Annotated in this window: 19 protein-coding genes and 1 pseudogene; 7 read left to right on the top strand and 13 right to left on the bottom strand. The window is 72.8% G+C overall.

Features of this window, described 5'->3' with window-relative positions; all coding sequences use genetic code 11:
* Window positions 1-23: 23 nt before the first annotated feature.
* The 4 genes from AB0G35_RS16350 to AB0G35_RS16365 form a co-directional block, all read right to left on the bottom strand.
* A complete protein-coding gene (locus AB0G35_RS16350) occupies window positions 24-377 on the bottom strand; it encodes a hypothetical protein (RefSeq protein ID WP_360949067.1) in 354 nt (117 codons plus the stop codon).
* Window positions 378-1,092: 715 nt separating this feature from the next.
* Window positions 1,093-1,923: an ammonia-dependent NAD(+) synthetase gene (gene nadE, locus AB0G35_RS16355; protein WP_360949069.1), complete on the bottom strand. Its 831-nt coding sequence runs from the start codon at window positions 1,921-1,923 to the stop codon at window positions 1,093-1,095.
* A gap of 218 nt (window positions 1,924-2,141) precedes the next feature.
* The gene (locus tag AB0G35_RS16360; RefSeq protein ID WP_360949071.1) at window positions 2,142-2,696 is read right to left on the bottom strand and encodes a GH25 family lysozyme; all 555 of its coding nucleotides are present in this window, start codon (window positions 2,694-2,696) and stop codon (window positions 2,142-2,144) included.
* 291 nt (window positions 2,697-2,987) lie between these two features.
* Window positions 2,988-4,217 carry a glycosyltransferase family 4 protein gene (locus AB0G35_RS16365; protein ID WP_360949073.1) on the bottom strand — a complete coding sequence of 410 codons (1,230 nt, stop codon included), beginning with the start codon at window positions 4,215-4,217 and terminating at the stop codon, window positions 2,988-2,990.
* A gap of 237 nt (window positions 4,218-4,454) precedes the next feature.
* Between AB0G35_RS16365 and AB0G35_RS16370 the strand changes: the two genes are divergently transcribed.
* The gene (locus tag AB0G35_RS16370; protein ID WP_360949075.1) at window positions 4,455-5,222 is read left to right on the top strand and encodes a response regulator transcription factor; all 768 of its coding nucleotides are present in this window, start codon (window positions 4,455-4,457) and stop codon (window positions 5,220-5,222) included.
* Window positions 5,223-5,295: 73 nt separating this feature from the next.
* Entirely contained in the window at window positions 5,296-6,684 is a 1,389-nt protein-coding gene (locus tag AB0G35_RS16375) for a HAMP domain-containing sensor histidine kinase (protein ID WP_360949258.1), read from the top strand.
* A gap of 108 nt (window positions 6,685-6,792) precedes the next feature.
* Here AB0G35_RS16375 and AB0G35_RS16380 read toward each other — a convergent pair whose 3' ends face one another.
* Both AB0G35_RS16380 and AB0G35_RS16385 read right to left on the bottom strand, forming a co-directional pair.
* Window positions 6,793-7,749: a M56 family metallopeptidase gene (locus AB0G35_RS16380; protein WP_360949077.1), complete on the bottom strand. Its 957-nt coding sequence runs from the start codon at window positions 7,747-7,749 to the stop codon at window positions 6,793-6,795.
* A complete protein-coding gene (locus AB0G35_RS16385) occupies window positions 7,746-8,174 on the bottom strand; it encodes a BlaI/MecI/CopY family transcriptional regulator (RefSeq protein WP_360949079.1) in 429 nt (142 codons plus the stop codon). The genes AB0G35_RS16380 and AB0G35_RS16385 overlap by 4 nt, the downstream gene beginning before the upstream one ends.
* Before the next feature lie 217 nt (window positions 8,175-8,391).
* Between AB0G35_RS16385 and AB0G35_RS16390 the strand changes: the two are divergent.
* The 5 genes and pseudogenes from AB0G35_RS16390 to AB0G35_RS16410 form a co-directional block, all read left to right on the top strand.
* Window positions 8,392-8,571: pseudogene (locus AB0G35_RS16390) on the top strand (hypothetical protein); the annotation flags it as partial.
* 76 nt (window positions 8,572-8,647) lie between these two features.
* Entirely contained in the window at window positions 8,648-9,454 is an 807-nt protein-coding gene (locus tag AB0G35_RS16395; protein ID WP_360949081.1) for a phosphatase PAP2 family protein, read from the top strand.
* A gap of 142 nt (window positions 9,455-9,596) precedes the next feature.
* A complete protein-coding gene (locus AB0G35_RS16400) occupies window positions 9,597-9,905 on the top strand; it encodes a hypothetical protein (protein WP_360949083.1) in 309 nt (102 codons plus the stop codon).
* Between the two features lie 736 nt (window positions 9,906-10,641).
* A complete protein-coding gene (locus AB0G35_RS16405; RefSeq protein WP_360949085.1) occupies window positions 10,642-12,729 on the top strand; it encodes a hypothetical protein in 2,088 nt (695 codons plus the stop codon).
* A 122-nt stretch (window positions 12,730-12,851) separates the two neighbouring features.
* Window positions 12,852-13,565, top strand: a complete 714-nt coding sequence (locus tag AB0G35_RS16410; protein ID WP_360949087.1) for a UPF0158 family protein — start codon at window positions 12,852-12,854, stop codon at window positions 13,563-13,565.
* A gap of 142 nt (window positions 13,566-13,707) precedes the next feature.
* On the opposite strand, the gene AB0G35_RS16415 is transcribed toward AB0G35_RS16410, so the two are convergent.
* From AB0G35_RS16415 to gcvT, 7 genes are all read right to left on the bottom strand, one after another.
* Entirely contained in the window at window positions 13,708-14,100 is a 393-nt protein-coding gene (locus AB0G35_RS16415; RefSeq protein WP_360949089.1) for a PIN domain-containing protein, read from the bottom strand.
* The gene (locus AB0G35_RS16420) at window positions 14,097-14,369 is read right to left on the bottom strand and encodes a hypothetical protein (protein ID WP_360949091.1); all 273 of its coding nucleotides are present in this window, start codon (window positions 14,367-14,369) and stop codon (window positions 14,097-14,099) included. Before AB0G35_RS16420 ends, AB0G35_RS16415 begins: the two co-directional genes overlap by 4 nt.
* Window positions 14,370-14,674: 305 nt before the next feature.
* Window positions 14,675-16,045, bottom strand: coding sequence for an L-serine ammonia-lyase (locus AB0G35_RS16425; protein ID WP_360949093.1), 1,371 nt, complete (start codon window positions 16,043-16,045; stop codon window positions 14,675-14,677).
* A gap of 105 nt (window positions 16,046-16,150) precedes the next feature.
* Window positions 16,151-17,833 (bottom strand): APC family permease, encoded by a 1,683-nt coding sequence (locus AB0G35_RS16430; protein WP_360949095.1) that lies wholly within the window; start codon window positions 17,831-17,833, stop codon window positions 16,151-16,153.
* Between the two features lie 259 nt (window positions 17,834-18,092).
* On the bottom strand, window positions 18,093-19,355 hold the full coding sequence (glyA, locus tag AB0G35_RS16435; RefSeq protein ID WP_360949097.1) for a serine hydroxymethyltransferase: 1,263 nt from the start codon (window positions 19,353-19,355) through the stop codon (window positions 18,093-18,095).
* A 55-nt stretch (window positions 19,356-19,410) separates the two neighbouring features.
* Entirely contained in the window at window positions 19,411-19,788 is a 378-nt protein-coding gene (gene gcvH, locus AB0G35_RS16440) for a glycine cleavage system protein GcvH (RefSeq protein WP_360949099.1), read from the bottom strand.
* A 131-nt stretch (window positions 19,789-19,919) separates the two neighbouring features.
* Complete coding sequence (gene gcvT, locus AB0G35_RS16445) at window positions 19,920-21,047, bottom strand: glycine cleavage system aminomethyltransferase GcvT (protein ID WP_360949101.1); 1,128 nt, start codon at window positions 21,045-21,047, stop codon at window positions 19,920-19,922.
* Window positions 21,048-21,114 lie beyond the last annotated feature (67 nt).

The raw sequence follows: 21,114 nt of genomic DNA on the forward strand, positions 1-21,114 counted from the left end.
CGGGCCGCCGCCGCGGCCGGGCGTCAGGCGCTCAGGGGGCGGCGCCAGCGGGGGTGCGGCCGGGCGAACCGGCGTATGTGCGGGCTGCGCGCATCCGCCCGGCGCCGGCGGTCGTTGCAGAGCAGGCACTTGCCGTAGCCCGGCGGGAGGGGGTCCTCCGGGTCGCCGTACAGCGGGTCGACCGCGCCATGGGGATGCAGGGCGCAGCCGGTCGGGCCGGTCTCGGCGCCCAGCGAACTGGCGGCGGTCAGCGCTTGTCGGAGGACGTCGACGAGTTGGTCCGCGTCGTGCCGGTTGGGCGCGGACTGGAGGGCGGTGGTCAGGTCGGAGGCGGTGGTCAGCGCGGTCTGGAGTTCGCGCAGGTGTGCGTAACCCATGCCTTGGAGCGTAGGCGGACCCACTGACAATTGATCTTCCGATCGCACTTCGCGGCTTCCCATGCCCGCATCCATGCCCGCCCACGCCCACGATTTAGCACCGGAAGGGTGACCGTCCCCTTGCGGGCGCATGACGGGGCGGGGTATGGCGCCGCCGGGAGCCGGGAGCCGGGAGCCGGGAGCCGGGAGCCGGGAGCCGGGAGCCGGGAGCCGGGAGCCGGGAGCCGGGAGCTGGGAGCCGGGAGCCGGGGGCTGCGGGCCAGGGCCACCGTGGGCCGGGAGCTGCGGGGGCTACGGGGCGTGGGCCGGGAGTTGCGGGCTACGGCGCGTGGGCCGGGAGGCCGAGGCGCCGGGAGGCCGAGGCGCCGGCTTGTCGCGCGGCCCGGCGCACCCCCCCCACCCCCGAACCCACCCCCCGCCCCTCCCCCGTAGGGGGGAGGGGGGAGGGGGCGGGGGAGAGCCAAAGGGCAAAGGGGGAGGCGGCGGGGGAGTGCCCCCATGGCGCGGGGGAGCGCCCCAAAGGGGGAGGGTGAGACGCCCGGGAGAGCCCCAAAGGCGGAGGCGGACGGGCTGGGGAGCGCCCCAAAGGGGAGGGTGAGCGGCAGGGGAGAGCCCTAAAGGCGGAGAGGGGAGGAGGCGCAAGGGAGCGCCCCAAAGAGGGAAGCGCCCCAAAGCGGGAAGAACGCGGCGGAGGCCGAACGGCGCGGGGGCGTGCCTACGGCGCCACCGGCAGAGCCCGCTTGTGGGACGTGAGGCGGTAGCGGCGAGCGATGGCCTCGAAGGCGGGGGTGGGGACGGGCTTGCCTTCCAGGAAGTCGTCGATCTGGTCGTAGGTCACGCCGAGCGCGTCCTCGTCCGGCTTGCCCGGGTCGAGGGTCTCCAGGTCGGCGGTCGGCACCTTCGTGACGAGCTCCTGCGGGGCGCCCAGGGCCGCCGCCACCGCACGCACCCGGCGCTTGGTGAGACCGGTCAGCGGCACGACGTCGGCCGCGCCGTCCCCGAACTTGGTGAAGAAGCCGGAGACCGCCTCGGCCGCGTGGTCGGTGCCCACCACCAGTCCGTCGTGGGCACCCGCCACCGCGTACTGCGCGATCATGCGCTGCCGCGCCTTGATGTTGCCGTGCACGAAGTCCTGGTGGTGCGCATCGCGGAAGACCAGCCCGCCGTCCACCGCGGCCTGCAGCGCCGCGTCGCTCGCCGGGCGGACGTCGACGGTCAGCTCCCGGTCGGCGCGGATGAACTCCAGCGCCCGCTGGGCGTCCTTCTCGTCCGCCTGGACGCCGTAGGGCAGCCGCATCGCGTAGAACGTCGCCTCGTACCCGTTGGCCCGGGCCCGCTCCACGGCGAGCTGGCACAGCCGCCCGGTGGTGGTCGAGTCGACGCCGCCGCTGATCCCCAGGACCAGCGAGCGCAGGCCCGTGGAGGTCAGCTGCTCCGTGAGGAAGGCCACCCGGCGCTCGATCTCCTGCTCGGCGTCGAAGGACGCGGGTACCTGGAGATCCCGGGCGATCTCCTGCTGCAGGGCCATGGACGCCGGGTCGGTCACGGCTGCTCCTTTTCCGCTCGCGTTCGTTCCCTTAAGGAGCCCCCTTGCTTTGCGTACGAGGGTCCTGTGGGAGGTGTGTGGGCCTGGTCACGCGGGGCGCGCTCCGGTCACCGGGTGTGGATTTCCCGCGTACGAAACGTGGCGCAGGGTTGCGCTCTGTTCCGCGCCGGTCTACGCACGGTGTACCGAAGCCGCGTTTTCGCGTGCCGTAGGAAACTTTATGCCGGGTGCGCCCACTTCTTGAGAGCGGTCCTGCTGGAAAAGTTCGCGACGTCCTTGTCCAGCGGGTGGTCGGTGTACTGGTGGATGCGCCACTTCGCCTTGATCCGCGGGTGTCCGGCGGTGACGTAATCGGCGATCCACAGGCCGTCGGCCGCGTAGGACGTGGTGTCGTGGTGGAGCCAGAAGTCGCGGTTGCAGTAGAGCATCACGCGGTGCTTGGGGCGGAGCCTCTTCACCTCGACCAGGAACTGGTCCTTCTGCGCATTGCTGGCGGACGTTCCCTCGCTGGTGCGCTCCCAGTCGCAGGCCAGGATGTCGCCCGGGACCGAAGCGCACTTCTCCACGAAATACCGCGCCTGGGCGGAGATGTGGCCCGGCCACAGGAAATGGTAGAAACCGACCACGCAGCCCGCCCGACGGGCCTTTGCGGCCTGGGACTTCTGGTGCGGATTGATGTAGGAGCGGCCTTCGGTCGCCTTGACGAAAACGAAGTCCAGCCCCTCGGTGGAATACGAGGTGTTGTACGCGCTGACATCGACACCGTGCAGCATGCATGGCCTCCTGCCGATCGGACCTGCGGATTCGAAGCGCCAACTGCTCGAAACGTCATGTGCGTTGCCACGAGTGCCGTGCTGTGCCGTGCGAGTTCCGTGCCTGCCGTGCCGTGCCGTCCCCGTGCCCTGCGTGTTCCGCGTCCGTGCGCGCCCCGTGTTCTCGGTCTTCCCTTTCTTCAGTCTTCCCGTTTCTGACCGGACGTACGTTCTCCACGGGCCGCTTGTTCACCGCGGGTTGGCGGTTGGCGTCCCGGTGGGCGGGCGCCGGGGGGAGGGGGAGACGGCCCGTCAGCGGCGCAGTGCGCGGCGCAGGACGGTGCGGGCCCGGCGCCGGGCGCGGCCGAGGACGCGGTGCGCCGCGCGGCGGGTCCGGGACGAGCGCAGTTCCCGGAAGAGGAGTTGGTAGCGCTCGGCGATCGGCTCGGGGTCGTACCGCCGGGCGCTCTCCCGCGCCGCCTCGGCCATCTTCCGGCGGCGCACGGGGTCCTCTATGAGGTCGAGCAGTCCGGTGGCGAGCGCCCGGCCGTCGCCGGGCGGCACCAGCAGGCCGTCCGTGCCGTCGTCGATGATCTCGGCCGGTCCTAGCGGGCAGTTGGTGCTGACGACCGGCACACCGCAGCGCATCGCCTCGACGAGGGTCATGCCGAACGACTCGGCGTCCGAGGCGGAGGCCACGATCGACGCCTTGGCGAACTCCGCCTCGATCGGCGAGCGCGGCCCGGTCAGTGCGACGCGTTCGGTCAGCCCCAGCCCGTCGATCAGCCCCTGGAGCTGTGCGCGTTCGGCGCCGCCGCCGTGTATCCGCAGCCGCCAGTCGGGGTGCTTGGCCGAGACCGCGGAGAACGCCTCGATCAGCAGGTCGAAGCGCTTGCCGCGGACCAGCCGGCCGGCCGCCGCGATCACCTTCGACGTGCCGTCGGAGGGTGCGACGGGCGGTGCGGGCACGATGTTGGGCACCGCCAGGACCCGTACGCCGGGCAGTGGCATCCGGGCGCGGTAGACCGCCGCGTCCGCCTCGGTGGTGGTGACCAGGGCGTCCAAGTGCCGGTAGTGGCGGGCGAGTTCGGCGCGCAGGCGCTTGCTGTGCGCGTCGTGGCGCAGGTGTTCCTGGGCGATCCGCAGGGCGCGGCGGGGGCCGAAGCGGGCCAGATAGACGTTGATGCCGGGGCGGGTGCCGATCAGCACGTCGGCGTCGGTGGTGCGCAGGAACTCCGCGGCGCGGACGTCGACCAGCCGGCTGTACTGGTGGTGCCGCTTCTCGGCGAGCGGGAAGTCCTCGGCGGGCTCGGCGAACCGCGGGTCCGCCATGTCGTCGCTGCCGACCCGGGTGTCCACCAGGGGCACCAGTCGCACCCGGGGGTCGAGGGTGAACCGGGGGACCTCGCGGTGGCGCAGCATCGAAACGATCTCGACCTCGTCGACGCCGGGACGGCCGGCGAGCGCGGCGGCGAGGTTGAAGGTGGTGCGGATGGTGCCGCCGATGGCGTACGCGTTGTGCAGCAGGAGGGTGATCTTCATCCGGAGTGGTGTCTTCCCGAGGTCTGCCCAGTCGTGGGGACCGGCGGGTCGCAGCATCGCGGCCGACCCGCCGCGGCCGGCCCGTCCGGCACGGGGCCACCGTGTCGGCAAGGGGTAAGCCGACTGCGTGGCGCGGGTGAGAGGCCGGTAAGAACCACGGGTGAGAGCCGGGTAAGAAAGCCGCCGCCGGACCGGCCGCCCGCCGCCGCCCCGCTGGGGCCTTGGCAGACTTGCCGGGTGACCCATTCCGTGCTGCTCGCCGAGGACGACCGCCCCATCCGCACCGCGCTGGAGCGTGCGCTGACCCTGGAGGGGTACCGGGTCACGGCGGTCGCCGACGGCATCCAGGCGCTGGCCGCCGCACACCGCGAGCGGCCGGACGTGATCCTGCTGGACGTGATGATGCCGGGCATCGACGGGCTGCAGGTGTGCCAGGTGCTGCGGGCCGAGCAGGACCGCACCCCGATCCTGATGCTGACCGCCCGGGTCGAGACCGCGGACCGGATCGCCGGTCTGGACGCCGGGGCGGACGACTACGTGGTCAAGCCGTTCGAGGTCGAGGAGGTCTTCGCCCGGCTGCGGGCGCTGCTGCGGCGGACCGCGGCGGGTGAGGCCGGCGCGGCCGCGGGCGGCGGCACCGGTGCGGCTCCCGGGCCGGGCGGTGAGGAGGCGGCCGGCGGGTACGACGCCCGGGCGGTGGACAGCGGGGTCGTCGAGGCGGCGGACCTGCGGATCGACGGGCCCTCGCGGCGCGCCTGGCGCGGTGACCGGGAGCTGGAGCTGACCCGGACCGAGTTCGAGCTGCTGGAGCTGCTTGCCCGGAATGCCGGGATCGTCCTGGACCACTCGACGATCTACGACCGGATCTGGGGCTACGACTTCGGGCCGGGCTCCAAGAACCTCGCGGTCTACGTCGGCTATCTGCGGCGCAAGGTCGACGTCCCGGGCAGCCGCCCGCTGATCCACACGGTGCGGGGCGTCGGCTACGTCCTGCGGGAGGACTGACGTGCCCGGCCGGCTGCGGGCCTGGTTCCGGTCCCGGACCGCCGCCTGGCGGGACCGCGGGCGGGCGGCCTGGCTGCGCACCCGCCGGCCGGCCAGTCTGCGCACGGCCTTCGCGGTGGCGTTCGCGACCGGGGCCGCGGTGGTCACCGTGCTTGTGGGGTTCCTCAGCTATGACGCGGCGGCGCGGCTGGTGCGGGTGGACGAGAAGTCGGTGTTCTCCGAGGTCGTACGGGACCTGCGCACGCAGGTGCAGGAGAAGGAGTTCGGGCCGTCCGATTACGCGGCGTCCGATCCCGACCACGACGGGCCGCGCGACGATCTGACCCGGCCGACCCGTACCGATGTGCAGATCCTGGGCGCCGGCGGCCGGATCGTGGAGCTGGGGCGCCCGGCCCTGCCGGCCGGTGCCGCCGAGCGGCGGATCGCCACCGATCCGCACGCCGGCCGGTACGCGGAGCGGGAGGCGGACCTCGGCGGCGACGAGTACCACGTCGCGACCGTCGCGCTCGGTGGCGGCCGCGGGGCCGTGCAGGTCGCCCAGAGGTTCAGCGAGACCGAGGATCTGCTCTCGGCGCTGCAGCAGCGCACCGTCCTGCTGGCGGCCGTGGTCATCGCGCTGGCCGGCACGGTCGGCTGGTGGCTGGCGCGCCGGATCACCGGGCGGCTGGTGCGGCTGACGTCGGTCGCGGAAAACGTCGCCGAGCACGGGCGGCTGGACGTGCCGGTGCCGGTGGCCGGCCGGGACGAGGTGGCCCGGCTGGGGCGGGCCTTCGACGACATGCTGGGGCGGCTGGCCAGCGCCGTCCAGGACCAGCAGCGCCTCGTCCAGGACGCCGGGCACGAGCTGCGCACCCCGCTGACCTCGCTGCGGACCAACATCTCGCTGCTGAAGCGGTTCGACGACCTGCCGCCGGAGGCCCGCGAGGAGCTGCTCGCCGACCTGGCGGGCGAGGCCCGGGAGCTCAGCGATCTGGTCAACGAGCTGGTGGGGCTGGCGGCCGGGCAGCGCGACGACGACCCGCTGTCGGAGGTGAGCCTGGCGGAGGTGGCGGAGAAGGCGGCCGCGTCGGCCCGCCGCCGCACCAGCCGCGAGATCGTCGTACGGACCCTGCGCCCGGCGGTGGCCTGGGGCCGGCCGGCCGCGCTGAACCGGGCGATCGGCAATCTGCTGGAGAACGCCGCCAAGTTCGACGCGGGTGGCACCGAGCCGATCGAGGTACGGGTCACCGGCGCCCGGATCGAGGTCCTCGACCGGGGCCCGGGGATCGCCGGGGCCGACCTCACCCGCGTCTTCGACCGTTTCTACCGCTCGGCGGCCGCCCGCGGGCTCCCCGGCTCCGGGCTCGGCCTCGCCATCGTCCGGGAGATCGCCACCGCCCACGGTGGCCACGCCTTCGCGGCCGCCCGCCCCGGCGGCGGCGCGGTCCTGGGCTTCACGGTCGGGCGGGGGTACGCGCACTGATCCGGCCCGGCCGTCCGCGCCGGCGGGGCCGTCCGCGCCGGCGGGCCGACCGGGGCGGCCCGGCGGCTCGGCACGGTGAGGCAGCCGTGGTGGACCGGCCCGGGCTCCTCAGCGGGCCTCGCCCTGGGCCACCTCCACCGACGCGTGCAGGTCCGCCGCGGCGTCCAGTGCGGCGGCCGCGGAGAACGTGAGGCAGGTGAGCAGTGCCGCGGCGACCAGCCGGCGGCCGCGGAAGCCGGTCCGTATGCGGGGCCGGCCGGCGGGCGGACCGGAGCCGAGCAGCGCGGCGACCCGGCGCGGCACCGGGCCGGCGGTCGCGGCGAGGACCGTACGGGGGCGGTGCGCCGCCGCGGCCTGCGGGCCGGCGGCCAGGGCGGCGCGGCCGATGGCACGGGCGGTGACCCGGCGGTCGCCGACCCGGGCGGCGGCCGCTTCGTCCGCCCAGCGCTCCAGGGCGTACGCCAGCGGTGCGCGCAGGCCGCAAAGCAGCGGATGGCAGACCTCGGCCAGTGCGGCGGTGAGCAGGAAGAGGTGGTGCCGGGCGGCCAGATGGGCGCGCTCGTGGGCGAACAGCGCCTCGCGCTCGGCGGCGGACAGCGCCCGCAGCATCCCGGCGGTGACCACCACCCGGCCCGGCCGCCCCGGGAGGGCGTACGCGTCGGGCGCGGCGTCGGGCAGCACGCACAGGTCGCCGGAGACCGGGTGCGGTGCGGTGGCGCGCCGGGCCGTGCGCAGCTCGGTGCGGTGCCGGCGGGCGCGGTGCCCGGTGGCGAGGGCGCAGGCGGTGAGCAGGACCCCGGCGGCCCCGGCGGCGGGGAGCATGACGGCCGGAGCGCCGTCGACGAGCGGGAGGGAGAGATGGTCGAGCGCGGCGACCGGCGGCAGCCGCAGCGCCCCGGCGGCCAGCAGCAGGCCGAGGGCGGCGGTCGTGCAGCCGGCGAGCAGGGCGGCGCAGCCGGTCAGCAGCCAGGCGGCGGTGCGCGGCGGCAGCGTCTCGGCCAGTCGGCGGGCGGCGGGCACCGCGAGCAGCGGCACCAGCAGCGGGATCCAGACGGCGACGATCACGGGGTGGCCCCGGCGCCCGGCGGCCGGCCGGCCCCCGGCGCCCCCTGCGGGCCGTCCCCGGCGCCCTCCAGCAGTGTGCGGAGCAACTGCTCGTCCTCGCGGGTCAGTTGGGAGACGAAGCGGGCCAGCGCGGTGCCGCGGTCGTGCTGTTTGTCGAGTTCGCTGCGCATCCGCCGGGCGGTCAGCCCCGCGGAGTCCTGTATCGGGGAGTACGCGAAGCCGCGGCCGGACCGGGAGCGGGACACCGCGCCCTTGTCGTGCAGCCGGGACAGGATCGTCGTGACGGTCGTACGGGCCAGCCGGCCGCCGAGGGCGCTCTGCACCTCGGCCGGGCTGAGCGGTCCCTCTGCCGCCCAGAGCGCGGCGAGCACGCTGGCCTCCAGCTCGCCGGAGGGGCGCCGCTGCACGGGTGGTGTCTCCGACATGGAACGCCCTTCGCCTGCTCGTTCGTCTACAGTGCCGTAGACCGTCTACGTGACTGTAGTCGGTCGGGCCGGTCGCGCGGCAGGCCCGCAATCCATTATGGGAGGGGGCACCGACATGGCCGTAGACGCAGCGTTTTCGCAGGTGGCAGCCGGGGCGACGGACCTGGGCCAGACCGTCGACGTGCTCGGCGCCGGCTCGCCGCCGGCGGCGTTCGGGACGCTCGGCCTTTCCCTCGCCGGTGACGCACCGGGCTCGTCCGTGCCGAACGCCGACCGCTCTCCGCTGCCGCTGGTGGCCCTCGTGGTGGCGGTGTCGCTGACCCCGCTCGCCCTGGAGGTGCTCCGCGCCCGCCGCCGGCGCCCGGCGACGGCCGACCCGGAGGAGCAGCACCCATGACCCCCCTCGCCCACCCCCCGACGCCCGCCGCTCCCCGGATCCGCGCGGCCCGGCCGCACCCCCTGGGAACCGCGCGGTGACCGCGCGGGGAGGAGAGCCGGGAACGGAGCCCGGGCCGGGCCGGGAGCCGGTGCCGGGCCGGGAACCGCGACCGCAACTGGGCCCCGGATCCGTCCCCCGGGCCGGCACCGCAGCGCTCCTCACCCTGGCCGCGGTCTGCGCCGTGCTCTTCGCAGCCGCCGCGGTCACCGTCTCCGTACGGCACGGCTCCCCGCTCGCCCCCGAACGGGACACCGTCCACTGGGCCACCGCCCACCACGGCGAGCCGGTACGGTCGCTGGCCCGGGCCCTGACCGCCACCGGCACCGGCCTCGTCCCGTACCTGATGGCCGTCCTCGCCGGGCTGCTGGCCGGCCGCGGCGCCACCGGCCGCCTCCGGGCCGTGACCTGCACGGTGGTCGTCCTCGCCGTCGGCCAGGCGATCCGCTACGGCCTGATGGAACTGCTCGCCCGGGCCCGCCCGCCGGCCGCCTACTGGGCCGGGCACGCCACCGGATACGCCTTCCCCTCCGGCCACGCCACCACCTCGGCACTCGCGGCCGGCCTGCTCGCCTGGGGCCTGGCGCACCGCTGCGGCCCGGCCGTCGCCCGCACCTGGTGCGGAGTCCTCGCCCTCTGGGCCGCCGGGGTCGGCCTCACCCGGGTCTACCTGGGCGTCCACTGGCTCGGCGACGTCGTCGGCGGCTGGCTGCTGGCCGCCACCCTGCTCACCCTCGCCCTGCTCCTGGCGCCCACCGCCTTCCGTCGCCGGGCGCCCCGGGCGCACGCCGGGGTGGTGCAGCCCGGGGCGGCACGGTCCGGGGATGAGCATTTCCATGAATAGCTGACGATCCGACCAGGTCTTCCCCAAGGCGGCATGGACGCCGCCCGCGCCGAGCACCACTGTCCTGGGCGCCGGGACCGCACGGATCCCGCCACCGCCCACGGCACGTACCACCGCACCGCACCGCCAGGGGGAGATCGCCATGAACCAGCCGTTCGACGCCCGGCTCCCGCACCCGGCAGCCGGCCGGGAGACCGTCGCCGGAACCCCGCCCGGCCGCTGCCCGGCCGCCGCGGTCAAGGACCCCACCCCGTGCGAGGGCCCGCACGACGCCGCCACCATCGTCGACCGCCACGGCCGCGAGGTGGCCGGCTGCGTCCACCACTGCGCCCGCCTGCTGGCCGGCCTCGAAGGTGCCCGGGTGCACCCGTTCGTCCCGGCCCGGCACGCCCTGGAGATCTACTCCCGGGCCCGCGAACTCCCGCCCTTCGCCTGGGAGATCGGCAGGTAGCCGCACCGGGACCGACGTCCGGCGGCCGTCGCCGTCAGCACTCGATGATGTTCACCGCGAGGCCGCCGCGCGCCGTCTCCTTGTACTTGACGCTCATGTCGGCCGCTTTTGATCATTGCTCTGACCTGCGAATTTGGCGTGGCAAGCGCGCCTTGCGTCACACCAGGGACTTTTCAGGGGCTTCTTGCCGACAGTCACCTACAAGGTATCCGACGGTGCGTGACATGCCTGTGCGGGTCGGATCTTTGGCGTCCATGCAGACGTTCGATCGCTCTATCGGGCCGCTGTACTCGTAATGTGTAGGGCTCGGGTTCGAATCCCGAAGGCGGCTCCGCTGGAACCCCAGCTCAGGAACTCTCTGAGCTGGGGTTTCTTGGTTCAGTGGATGTGGCGGCGCGGCGTCGTCGACGCGCTGTCTCCGCGGCCGTGTGCCCGCGGGCTGGGCTTCGAGCCGCATGAGGAGTTCGCCGCGGCGGCCGTGTACCTGGGCGAGCCCGCGGGGCCGGTGCCGATCGAGTTCGGCCGGGACGGAGTGCCGTTCGATGTCGCAGGTCTGTACGGCGATGCCCGGGCTGTCGTCCGGACGCTCGAAGCCGCGGTCGGCGAGGGCAACTACCCACTGCATGCTGCCCATGGGGTAGCGGGCCGCTTGTCCTCGGCTGTGTGGCGCGTCGCGGCTGGGCGATAGTGTTGCGTGGCAAGGAGTGCTGCGGACACGTTGGGTGGGCTCATGCGGATGCGGTTCGAAGCCGGGGCCGAGGAGGAGTACGAGGCGGCGCGCGGGTTGCTGGTCGACCGGCTGGTCCGGTGGGCCGGGGAGCAGGGGCTGCCGGTTGACGGGTTCCTGGCCGAGGCGGCGCTGGACTACCGGCACGGGGCGACTGCCGACGGTCGGCTGGGGCTGTGGGAGCCGCGGCATGTGGAGGAGTTGGTGCTCTTCTGGCTGCCGCAGACGATCACTGAACTCCCCGGGGAGGAAGGCGGGGACGCCCCGGGCACGCTGCGCACGCTGCTGCGCTATCTGCACGCCGCGCAGCTGGCGGACCCGCGCGGTCCCGCGCTTCAGGACTCCCTCGCAGCGGTCGACGCGGCAGCGGAGCAGTACCCGGCGGCGATGGCGGACCGTAGCCGCTGGGGTCTGGCAAAGTTCTGGGCGACGACGGCTGCCGAGCACGGCGTGGACGTCCTGAACGGGGCGGCGTTGCAGCGATTCGCGGAGCGGGCACAGCGAGGAGAGGTCGCCTACGACGAGCAGGCACTCGACGCGATCATGGAACGGCGGCTGACCGGCCGTGCGCTGTCCGATGCGGCCCGTGCCGAGCCGCAGCTGCCCGTGGCACTCCCTCCGGACGGCGAACTGCGCCGACGGGCCGCGGAGTCGGCGATCGTGGCGCAGTTTCGCGGGCTCGCCGAGTGGGCGGGGCGTGACGGCCGTGCGGTGACGGCGGCTGGGCGGCTACGGATGGCCGATGCCCGCGAGCTGGTGGACGTGCTGGGCACCGGCGACAACGCCGAGGGCGTGCGCTCCTCGGCTGACCTGCCGTGGCTCGGGCTGCTGGTGGAGTGGGCGAAGAAGGCGCGGCTGGTCCGGGTGGTCAAGGGGCGGTTGTACGCGGTGGCCAAGGCCCGGCCGGTGCTGGCCGACCCGCTTCAGCTGTGGCTGCGGGCCTTCGACGCGTGCTTCGAGCTGCGGCAGGCCCTGATCGGTGCGCGCAGCGGCGGGCATGTCGAGTCGATGCTCTTCGATGTGTACGAGGATGTGCTGGAGGATGTACTGAACACCCTCTACAGCTTGCCGTACCCGATGCCCTGGCCGCGGCTGCGTGACTCCGTACACCTGGGCTACCGGGCCCAGTTCCCACTGGACGGCGGGTCGCACGCCGCGCACCGGATGTGGTTCGAGCACGCCGACCGGGACCTGCGCACGGTGCTCGATGTGCTGGTCAACCTGGGCGCGATCGAGCGTGATCGGGGGATGGCCGATCCGGTGTTCCTCGATGCCGACCTCTCCGACGCCGGAGACGAGCTGCCCGCGGACATGCCGCCGGAACTCGCGGAGCTGCTGGGCGTCGCGGGGACGGCCGCGGACCCGGCAGCGCAGGAGCGTGCCCGGGCCCAGCGTGAGGAGCTGACCGCCGGGCCGGTCGAGCTTCTCCGCCTCACTGACCTGGGCACTCGGGCGGTACGACAGCGGCTCCTGGCGGTCGGCCGGGACGCGCCGCTGGTCGGCGAGCTGGCCCATGCCCCGGCGGCCGGCCTGCTGGGCGTGCTGGCCGACGACTACGACCCGGACACCGCCCGCGTGGAGCTGGCCGGCTGGATTGCGGCCCGCGGCGAGCGGGATGCCGCACTGCGGCAACTCGTCGAAGCCGTAAGGTCTATGCCTTTCCACGTGCGTGCGCAGGCGATGCTCGCTGTCCTGCTGGCGGCGTTGCCGGATGGCGAGGGTGAGCGGCTGCTGCGCGGACTGCGCGGCGATGCCTGGCTTGCGCCGCTCGCGCTGGGCGAACTGGCGCACAGTCAACTGCTGTCTCCCGAGGACATGACCGATGCCGAGCATCTGCTGGTGCTCGCCGAGAGCCTGCTCCAGCTCGTGGAGGTGGCGGGTGGCCGGGACGGCGCCGAGGAGGTGCTGCGCGCCCAGGGCATCGAGGCCAGAGACGCGGTTGCCGCCGCACTGGACTCCGCGCACCCGGACCGGTCCGGACTCGACGAGCTCAGGCAACTGGCGGCACGGGCACTGGGTACCCCCGGCGCCCGCCTCGGCCGCGCCCGGAAACCCCGGCGCCCCGGAGGCAAGATCGGCCGCAAGCGGCGCCGCTGACCGGAACAACATCGTCCACCCCGCCGGCGCCGGGTGAGACCGGCATCGATACGCAGTCGGGCGGCGCGAAGCCGATGGGTCCCGGCGTCGTACGTCCTCGGTGGCGCGCTACCGTCGGGGCTGTGGCCGAGGGATGGGGCGAAGACGGGCTGCGGGCTGTGCGCAGCGCGCTCGACACGCTGGACGGGGCGGCGCTGTTTGCCGCGTTGCGCCGTGGACCCGTGCGTGAGGTGCTGCAGATGGCCGGCGATGGGGTGGCCGAGGCCGCAGCGCGAGGACTGCCGGGAGCCGCGGAGATGGCGGCCGCGTTTCTCGGCGCACTCCGGGAGCGCGGCTTCCGGGGCGATGAGGAGCTGGCGCACCGGCTGCGCACGGTCACGGGCGACGCAGCTACCCCCCTCCTGCGCCCGATTCCGGTCGATATGGAGATGCTCGCCATGCTGCTGGAGGGTGACCCGGCCGAATTCGGGGGCCGGCTCGATCTGTCCACTGGGGAGTGCCGGCCGGCGTTCGCTGACGAGTTGGAGCCTGGGCTTGAGGCCGAGGAGGCGAACGATCCCGAGCGATGGCTGTGCGTTCCGGCTCTGGGCTCCCGGGCCGGTTACCGGGACATGGAGCTGTTCATCGACGGGCTAGGCGACGCTGCCCTTGCCGACCGGCTGAGGATCGCCATCGGCGGGCGGGGCGCCTTCCGGCGCTTCAAGGACGCCCTCGGCCATGACGAGCGCTCCTGGCGTCGGTACCTCCGGTTCTGCGATGAGCGACAGCGTGGTCGGGCTCGCGCCTGGCTGGCCGAGGAGGGCTATTGTCCGCGGCTCCCTGTACGGAGACTCTGACCTGTGCAAGGGGGCAGGGAGAAGGCGGCTCGTGTACACCCCGACGGGCGGGGCCGCGCGACGGCGGGACGAGCCTGCGCCATCCGGCACGTTCGCCGTCGACCAGGGATATCGCGTTCCGTTGAGCCGCGGCCTCGCAGAGTCAGACCTTGACGATGCGGATGCCGGGGCCGCACAGCATGAGGAGGTCCTCGGGGGCCGACGTCAGGACGGTCACAGGGGCGGGCGAGGCGAGTGCGGTGGCGGTCACGATGGCGTCGAGGGCGTACTTGTGGCCGTGCAGGCCAGCGGCGGCGAGGAGTTTGCTGGCGTGGCGGGCGATGGCTTCCGTGGGCGGGACGATGTTCACGCGGGAAACGGCGTAGTCGAAGCGGGCCTGGTCGACCTTGGGATCGCGTGCTTCGACCAGCGTGACGGAGCTGGTGACCACGCGGATGTCCTCGGCCTCGGCCGCAGCCAGCCACTCGGTGAGTTCAGGGGAGCGTCGTACGAGTTTGGACAGCCCCTCGCAGTCCAGGATGAGTGTCCCGCTCACGCGGCGTCCGCCGAGCCGACCGTGTCACCGCGCAGGATGGCTCGCTTGGTCTCGACCGCTACTTGGTCCACCGGGCCGTGTTCGGCTTCGGCGTCTTCGATGAGTTCGCGCAGCCGGTCCCGCTCCAGCTGGCGCTGGATGAGAGCTTCGACGTAAGCGGACATGCCTCGCTTGCCGGTGCGTGCCTTGAGGGCGGCGATGGTGCCTTCGTGGAGGGAGACGGAGACCGGACGGACGGGGCCTTCGCCGGGAGCGGGGGAGGTGGTCATGGATCTACTTTAACAAAACTCTTGTTATTGAGGGATCGCCATCCGTGTCTGGCCCTCCGTGCAGGCATCGGCTGCATAGCCGTCACTGCAGAACTGCTCGAAGGGTGTGCCACGGGGAAGGGGCCGTCGTCGAGCAGGCGCGATGAATCCCCAGGGTCAGACGCCGATCCGTGAAGGATTTCCCAGGGACTTTTCAGGGACTTTCAGGTCTGTCCCAGGGAGGTTCCAGGGACTTTCCGCAGGGTAAGCAGAGAAGGCCCTGACAGCGCTGTAAGAAGCGAACGCACTGGTCAGGGCCTATTTCCTCAGCACTCGATGATGTTGACGGCCAGCCCGCCCCGCGCCGTCTCCTTGTACTTGACGCTCATGTCGGCGCCGGTGTCCTTCATGGTCTTGATGACCTTGTCGAGCGAGACATGGTGCCGGCCGTCGCCGCGCAGGGCCATGCGGGCCGCGGTGACGGCCTTGACGGCGGCCATGCCGTTGCGCTCGATGCACGGGATCTGGACCAGGCCGCCGACCGGGTCGCAGGTCAGGCCGAGGTTGTGCTCCATGCCGATCTCCGCGGCGTTCTCCACCTGCTCGGGGGAGCCGCCCAGGACCTCGGCCAGGCCGCCGGCGGCCATGGAGCAGGCCGACCCGACCTCGCCCTGGCAGCCGACCTCGGCGCCGGAGATCGAGGCGTTCTCCTTGAAGAGCATGCCGATGGCCCCGGCGGCGAGCAGGAAGCGCACCACACCGTCCTCGTCCGCGCCGGGCACGAAGTTGATGTAGTAGTGCAGCACGGCCGGGATGATGCCGGCGGCGCCGTTCGTCGGCGCGGTCACGACCCGGCCGCCGGCGGCGTTCTCCTCGTTGACCGCCATCGCGTAGAGGGTGATCCACTCCATCGCGCGGGCGGTGGCATCGCCCTCGGCGCGCAGCTTGCGGGCCGAGCCGGCCGCGCGGCGGCGGACCTTCAGGCCGCCCGGCAGGATCCCCTCGCGGGACATGCCGCGGGTCACGCACGCCTGCATCACCCGCCAGATCTCCAGCAGGCCCTCGCGGATCTCGTCCTCGGTGCGCCAGGCCTTCTCGTTCTCCAGCATCAGGGCGGAGATGGACAGGCCGGTCTGCTCGGACAGCCGCAGCAGCTCGTCGCCGGTGCGGAAGGGGTACTTCAGGACCGTGTCGTCCGGCACGATCGGGTTCTCGCCCGCCACCGCGTCCTCGTCGACGACGAAGCCGCCGCCCACCGAGTAGTACGTCTTGTTCAGCAGCTCGGTGCCCTGGGCGTCGTAGGCCGCGATCGTCATGCCGTTGGCGTGGTACGGCAGGGCCTTGCGCCGGTGCAGGACCAGGTCCTCGTCGAAGTCGAAGGCGATCTCGTGGGCGCCGAGCAGGCTGATCCGCCCCGACTCCTTGATCGCGTCGACGCGGTCGTCGGCCGTCTCCACGTCGACGGTGCGGGGGGAGTCGCCCTCCAGACCGAGCAGGACGGCCTTGGGCGTGCCATGGCCGTGGCCGGTGGCGCCCAGGGAGCCGAAGAGTTCGGCGCGGACGCGGGCCGTCTGGGCGAGCAGACCGTCCTTCTTGAGCCGGCCGGCGAACATCCGGGCGGCGCGCATCGGGCCGACGGTGTGGGAGCTGGAGGGACCTATGCCGATGGAGAAGAGGTCGAAGACGGAGATGGCCACGGGGGCGGACTCCCTTGTCTGCTCGTGGTGGACGGTGGAGCTATGGGACAGGTGGGGGGTTTCTGTGCCGAATGTCGAGCGTAACGCGGACCCGGCACGGTGCCCTCAGACGGAAACCGTCGGTCGGCCGTCGGCGGGCGGAACAGGAGGTGTCGGTGTCACGGTGGGTGCCAGGTCGGCCACCGCGGCGGCCGGCGAACCGGTCAGACCGGTCGCCCGGGCCCGGACACCGGCCCGTACGGCCCAGAAATAGAAGGCCGGCGCGGAGAGCGCGACCAGGGCGGTGTCCAGCCCGTCGGGGATGAGGCCGCGGCCGCCGAATTCCGGACTGCCCAGCGCGGACAGCGTGGCCAGCCAGAGCAGGAAGGCGATCATCCACCAGGCCGGGGCGAACTGCCGCCGCAGCCCGGCCGCGCCGAAGGACCCGGCCTTGTGGCGCAGCACCAGCACCGCGATCGGCACGGACACCAGCGTCAGCGCGGTCACCTTCCCGGTGTCCGGCCACTTCGACCAGTACAGGGCACAGGCCGCGAAGGCGAAGGTGACCGGGCAGAGGATCCCGGCGGCCGGGAGCCGGAACGGACGGGGCAGCTCCGGCGCGGTCCGGCGCAGCACCCCCACCGCGATCGGCCCGATCAGATACGAGATGACCATGGCCGCCGAGACCACCCCGGCCAGCGCCTGCCAGCTGCGCCCGACGGTCAGCAGCAGCAGGACGGAGAAGCCGAGGTTGAGCCACATCGCCGGGCGGGCGGTGCCGTACCGCGGGTGCACGGCCGCCAGCTTCCGGGGGAAGAAGCCGGTCTCCGCCAGGTTGGTGACCATGTACGCGGCCGAGGCCACATTGGCGATGTTGGAGCCGGCCGGCGAGATGAAGGCGCCGAACTGCAGCAGGGTGACCACCCAGTGCAGCATCAGCAGCTCGGCGAGGTCGGCGAACGGCGAGCTGAGGTTCACGCCCTGCCAGCCACCGGCCTGCGCCAGCTGTCCGGGCGGCACCGACCCGAGGTACGCGGTCTGCAGCGCCAGGTAGATCACCAGGCCCAGGGCGAGCGCGCCGACCAGCGCGACCGGGATGGCCCGGCCCGGGTTCCGGGCCGCGCCGCCGAGGTTGACCACGGCCTGGAACCCGTTGAAGGCGAAGACCACGCCGCAGGTGGTGACGGCGGTGAGCACGGCCGACCAGCCGTACGGGGCGAAGCCGCCCTGCGCGGTGAAGTTCGAGGTGTGGAAGCCGGAGGCGGTCAGCGCCACCACGGCGAGCACCGGGATGGCGAACTTCACCACGGTGAGCACGGTGTTCGCACGGGCCAGCAGCTGCACCGACCAGTAGCAGGTCAGCCAGAGCGCGACGGTCAGGGCCAGCGCCACGGCCAGGCCGGACGCCGAGAGCTGGTGGCCGGCCCCTTCGACCAGCCCCTTCGCCCAGCCGAAGTCCCAGGACGTCATGTACTGGGTGGCGGCGATCGACTCGATCGGGATGAGTGAGGCGACCGCGATCCACACCGCCCAGCCGGTGAGGAAGCCGAGCACCGGCCCGTGCGAGAGGTGGCCGTAGCGGGCCATCCCGCCGGGTACCGGGTAGGCCGCGCCGACCTCCGCGTAGGACATCGCGATCATGCCGATGAAGACGGCACCGATCACCCAGGCGACCAGCGCCGCGGGGCCCGCCACCTGGGCGGCGGCACCGGCGCCGAAGAGCCAGCCGGAGCCGAAGATCGAGCCGATGCCGATCATGATGAGGGCGAAGAGGCTGAGCCCCTTCCGGTCGCCCGCGCTCATGTCCATGGGGTGGTGCCGTCCGTCCTGCTGTGGGAAATGCCCCCTCGCCGTTGAAGGGCCGCTGCGTATGCCGCTGACACCTTATTTCGCGCCAAACACCGTGAATCACCGGAATCCACGTGAGGGCGGGCGATGTTGGGGAAAGGGGGAGGGGGAATCCGGGCATGCAGACCACGAGCCCGGGACCAACGGCCCCGGGCTCACGGCCCGTTGAGCCCCGGCCCGCCGCTCACCGGCGGGCCGGAGGATCACCGCATGAGACGCGTCACAGCGACGGGTACAGCGGGTACTTCTCCGCGAGTGCGGTGACGCGGGCCTTGAGGGCTTCGGCGTCGTAGTCCGGCTTGAGGGCCTGGGCGATGACGTCGGCGACCTCGCGGAAGTCGTCGGCCGTGAAGCCGCGGGTGGCCAGGGCCGGGGTGCCGATCCGCAGACCCGAGGTCACCATCGGGGGGCGCGGGTCGTTGGGGATGGCGTTGCGGTTGACGGTGATGCCGACCTCGTGCAGACGGTCCTCGGCCTGCTGGCCGTCGAGCTGGCTGTTGCGCAGGTCGACCAGGACGAGGTGGACGTCGGTGCCGCCGGACAGGACCGACACGCCGTGCTCGGTGACGTCGTCCTGGACCAGGCGCTCGGCCAGGATCTTGGCGCCTTCGAGGGTGCGCTGCTGGCGCTCCTTGAACTCGTCGGAGGCGGCGACCTTGAAGGAGACCGCCTTGGCCGCGATGACGTGCTCCAGGGGGCCGCCCTGCTGGCCCGGGAAGACCGCGGAGTTGATCTTCTTGGAGATCTCGGGGGTGGCGGAGAGGATGACGCCGCCGCGGGGGCCGCCGAGGGTCTTGTGGGTGGTGGTGGTCACCACGTGGGCGTGCGGCACCGGCGAGGGGTGCAGCCCGGCCGCCACGAGGCCCGCGAAGTGGGCCATGTCGACCATCAGGTAGGCGTCGACCTCGTCGGCGATACGGCGGAAGGCGGCGAAGTCGAGCTGGCGGGGGTAGGCCGACCAGCCGGCGACGATCAGCTTGGGGCGGTGCTCCTTGGCCAGGCGCTCGACCTCGTCCATGTCGACCAGGTTGGTCTTCTCGTCGACGTGGTAGGGGACGACGTTGTAGAGCTTGCCGCTGAAGTTGATCTTCATGCCGTGGGTCAGGTGCCCGCCGTGGGCGAGGTTGAGACCCAGGATGGTGTCGCCCGGCTTGAGCAGGGCGAACATGGCGGCGGCGTTGGCCTGGGCGCCGGAGTGGGGCTGGACGTTGGCGTAGGGCGCGCCGAAGAGGGCCTTGATGCGGTCGATGGCGATCTGCTCGACGACGTCGACGTGTTCGCAGCCGCCGTAGTAGCGGCGGCCGGGGTAGCCCTCGGCGTACTTGTTGGTGAGGACGGAGCCCTGGGCCTCCATGACGGCGACGGGGGCGAAGTTCTCCGACGCGATCATTTCGAGGGTGGACTGCTGGCGGTGCAGCTCGGCGTCGACGGCGGCGGCGACGTCGGGGTCGAGCTCGTGCAGGGAGCTGTTCAGAAGCGACATGGGTCTTCCTGGAGGAGTCAGAGGGCGCGGGGAGCTGCCACTCGGGCGGGGTGGCTCACTCGGTGATGAACGCGGCGTACTCGTCGGCCGACAGCAGCTCGGCGGGCTCGTCGCTGATCTTCACCTTGAACAGCCAACCGCCCTCGAACGGGGCGGAGTTCACCAGCGAGGGGTCGTTGACGACGTCCTCGTTGATCTCCACGATCTCGCCGTGCACGGGCGCGTAGAGATCGCTGACCGACTTGGTCGACTCCAGCTCACCGCAGCTCTCGCCCGCCGTGACCGTGGAGCCGACCTCCGGGAGCTGCACGAAGACGACGTCGCCGAGCGCGTTCGCCGCGTGCTCCGTGATGCCGACCGTCGAGACGCCTTCCTCGGCGGCCGACAGCCACTCGTGCTCCTTGCTGTAGCGCAGCTGCTGGGGGTTGCTCATGGCTCGATTCTCCTGTACGCGAGGGTGTGATCGTGAATGGGGGCACCTCCCCGGACGAAGTCCGGGGGGAACGTCTTGCACAGTGAGACGCGCGGTGGCGCGCCGCCGTCCGGTCCGCCGGGGCGGAACCGCTACTTCTGCCGCTTGTAGAAGGGCAGCGCGATGACCTCGTACGGCTCATGGCTTCCACGGATGTCCACGCGGACACCCTCGGTGCCCGGGGTGGCGTATGCCGCGTCGACGTACGCGATGGCGATCGGCTTGCCGAGCGTGGGGGAGGGGGCGCCCGAGGTGACCTCGCCGATCACCGTGCCGTCGGCGGAGACGACCGGGTAGCCCGCGCGCGGGACCCGGCGGCCCTCGGCGATCAGCCCGACCAGCTTGCGCGGCGGGGCGGTCTCGGCGCGTTCGGCGGCCCTCTCCAGCGCGGCGCGGCCGACGAAGTCGCCGTTGTTGGCCGTCTTCTCGAACTTCACGACCCGGCCCAGGCCCGCGTCGAACGGGGTGGTGGCGGTGGTGAGCTCGTGCCCGTACAGCGGCATGCCCGCCTCCAGGCGCAGGGTGTCCCGGCAGGACAGGCCGCACGGCACCAGGCCGGCGTCCTTGCCGGCCTCGGTCAGCGCCTCCCAGAGGGCGACCGCGTCGGCCGGCCGGACGAACAGCTCGAAGCCGTCCTCGCCGGTGTAGCCGGTACGGGCGATCAGCGCCTCGACGCCGGCGACCGTGCCGGGCAGGCCGGCGTAGTACTTCAGGCCGTCCAGGTCCGCGTCGGTCACCTTCTTGAGGATGCCGGGCGACTCCGGGCCCTGGACCGCGAGCAGTGCGTAGGCGTCCCGGTCGTCCCGGACCACGGCGTCGAAGCCGCCGCCCCGGGCGGTCAGCGCGTCCAGCACGACCTGGGCGTTGGAGGCATTGGCGACGACCATGTACTCCTGGTCGGCGAGGCGGTAGACGATCAGGTCGTCGAGGATGCCGCCCTCGGCGTTGCAGATCATGGTGTACCGGGCGCGGCCGGTCTTCACCCCGCCGATGTTGCCGACCAGGGCGAAGTCGAGGAGGTCGGCGGCCTGCGGGCCGGTGACGGTGATCTCGCCCATGTGGGAGAGGTCGAAGAGACCGGCGCGGGTGCGGACCGCGACGTGCTCGTCGCGCTCGCTGCCGTAGCGCAGTGGCATGTCCCAGCCGGCGAAGTCGGTCATGGTCGCGCCGAGTGCCCGATGCGTGGCATCGAGCGCGGTGCGGCGGGGGGCATCAGTCATGGTTCTGGGCTCCCAGGCAGGGGTGACAAGACGTTCTCCCCATCTGTCATCGGAACCTGAGAGGTTC

The organism is Streptomyces sp. NPDC021749, from assembly GCF_040640655.1.
In the GTDB taxonomy this organism is placed as follows: Bacteria; Actinomycetota; Actinomycetes; order Streptomycetales; family Streptomycetaceae; genus Streptomyces.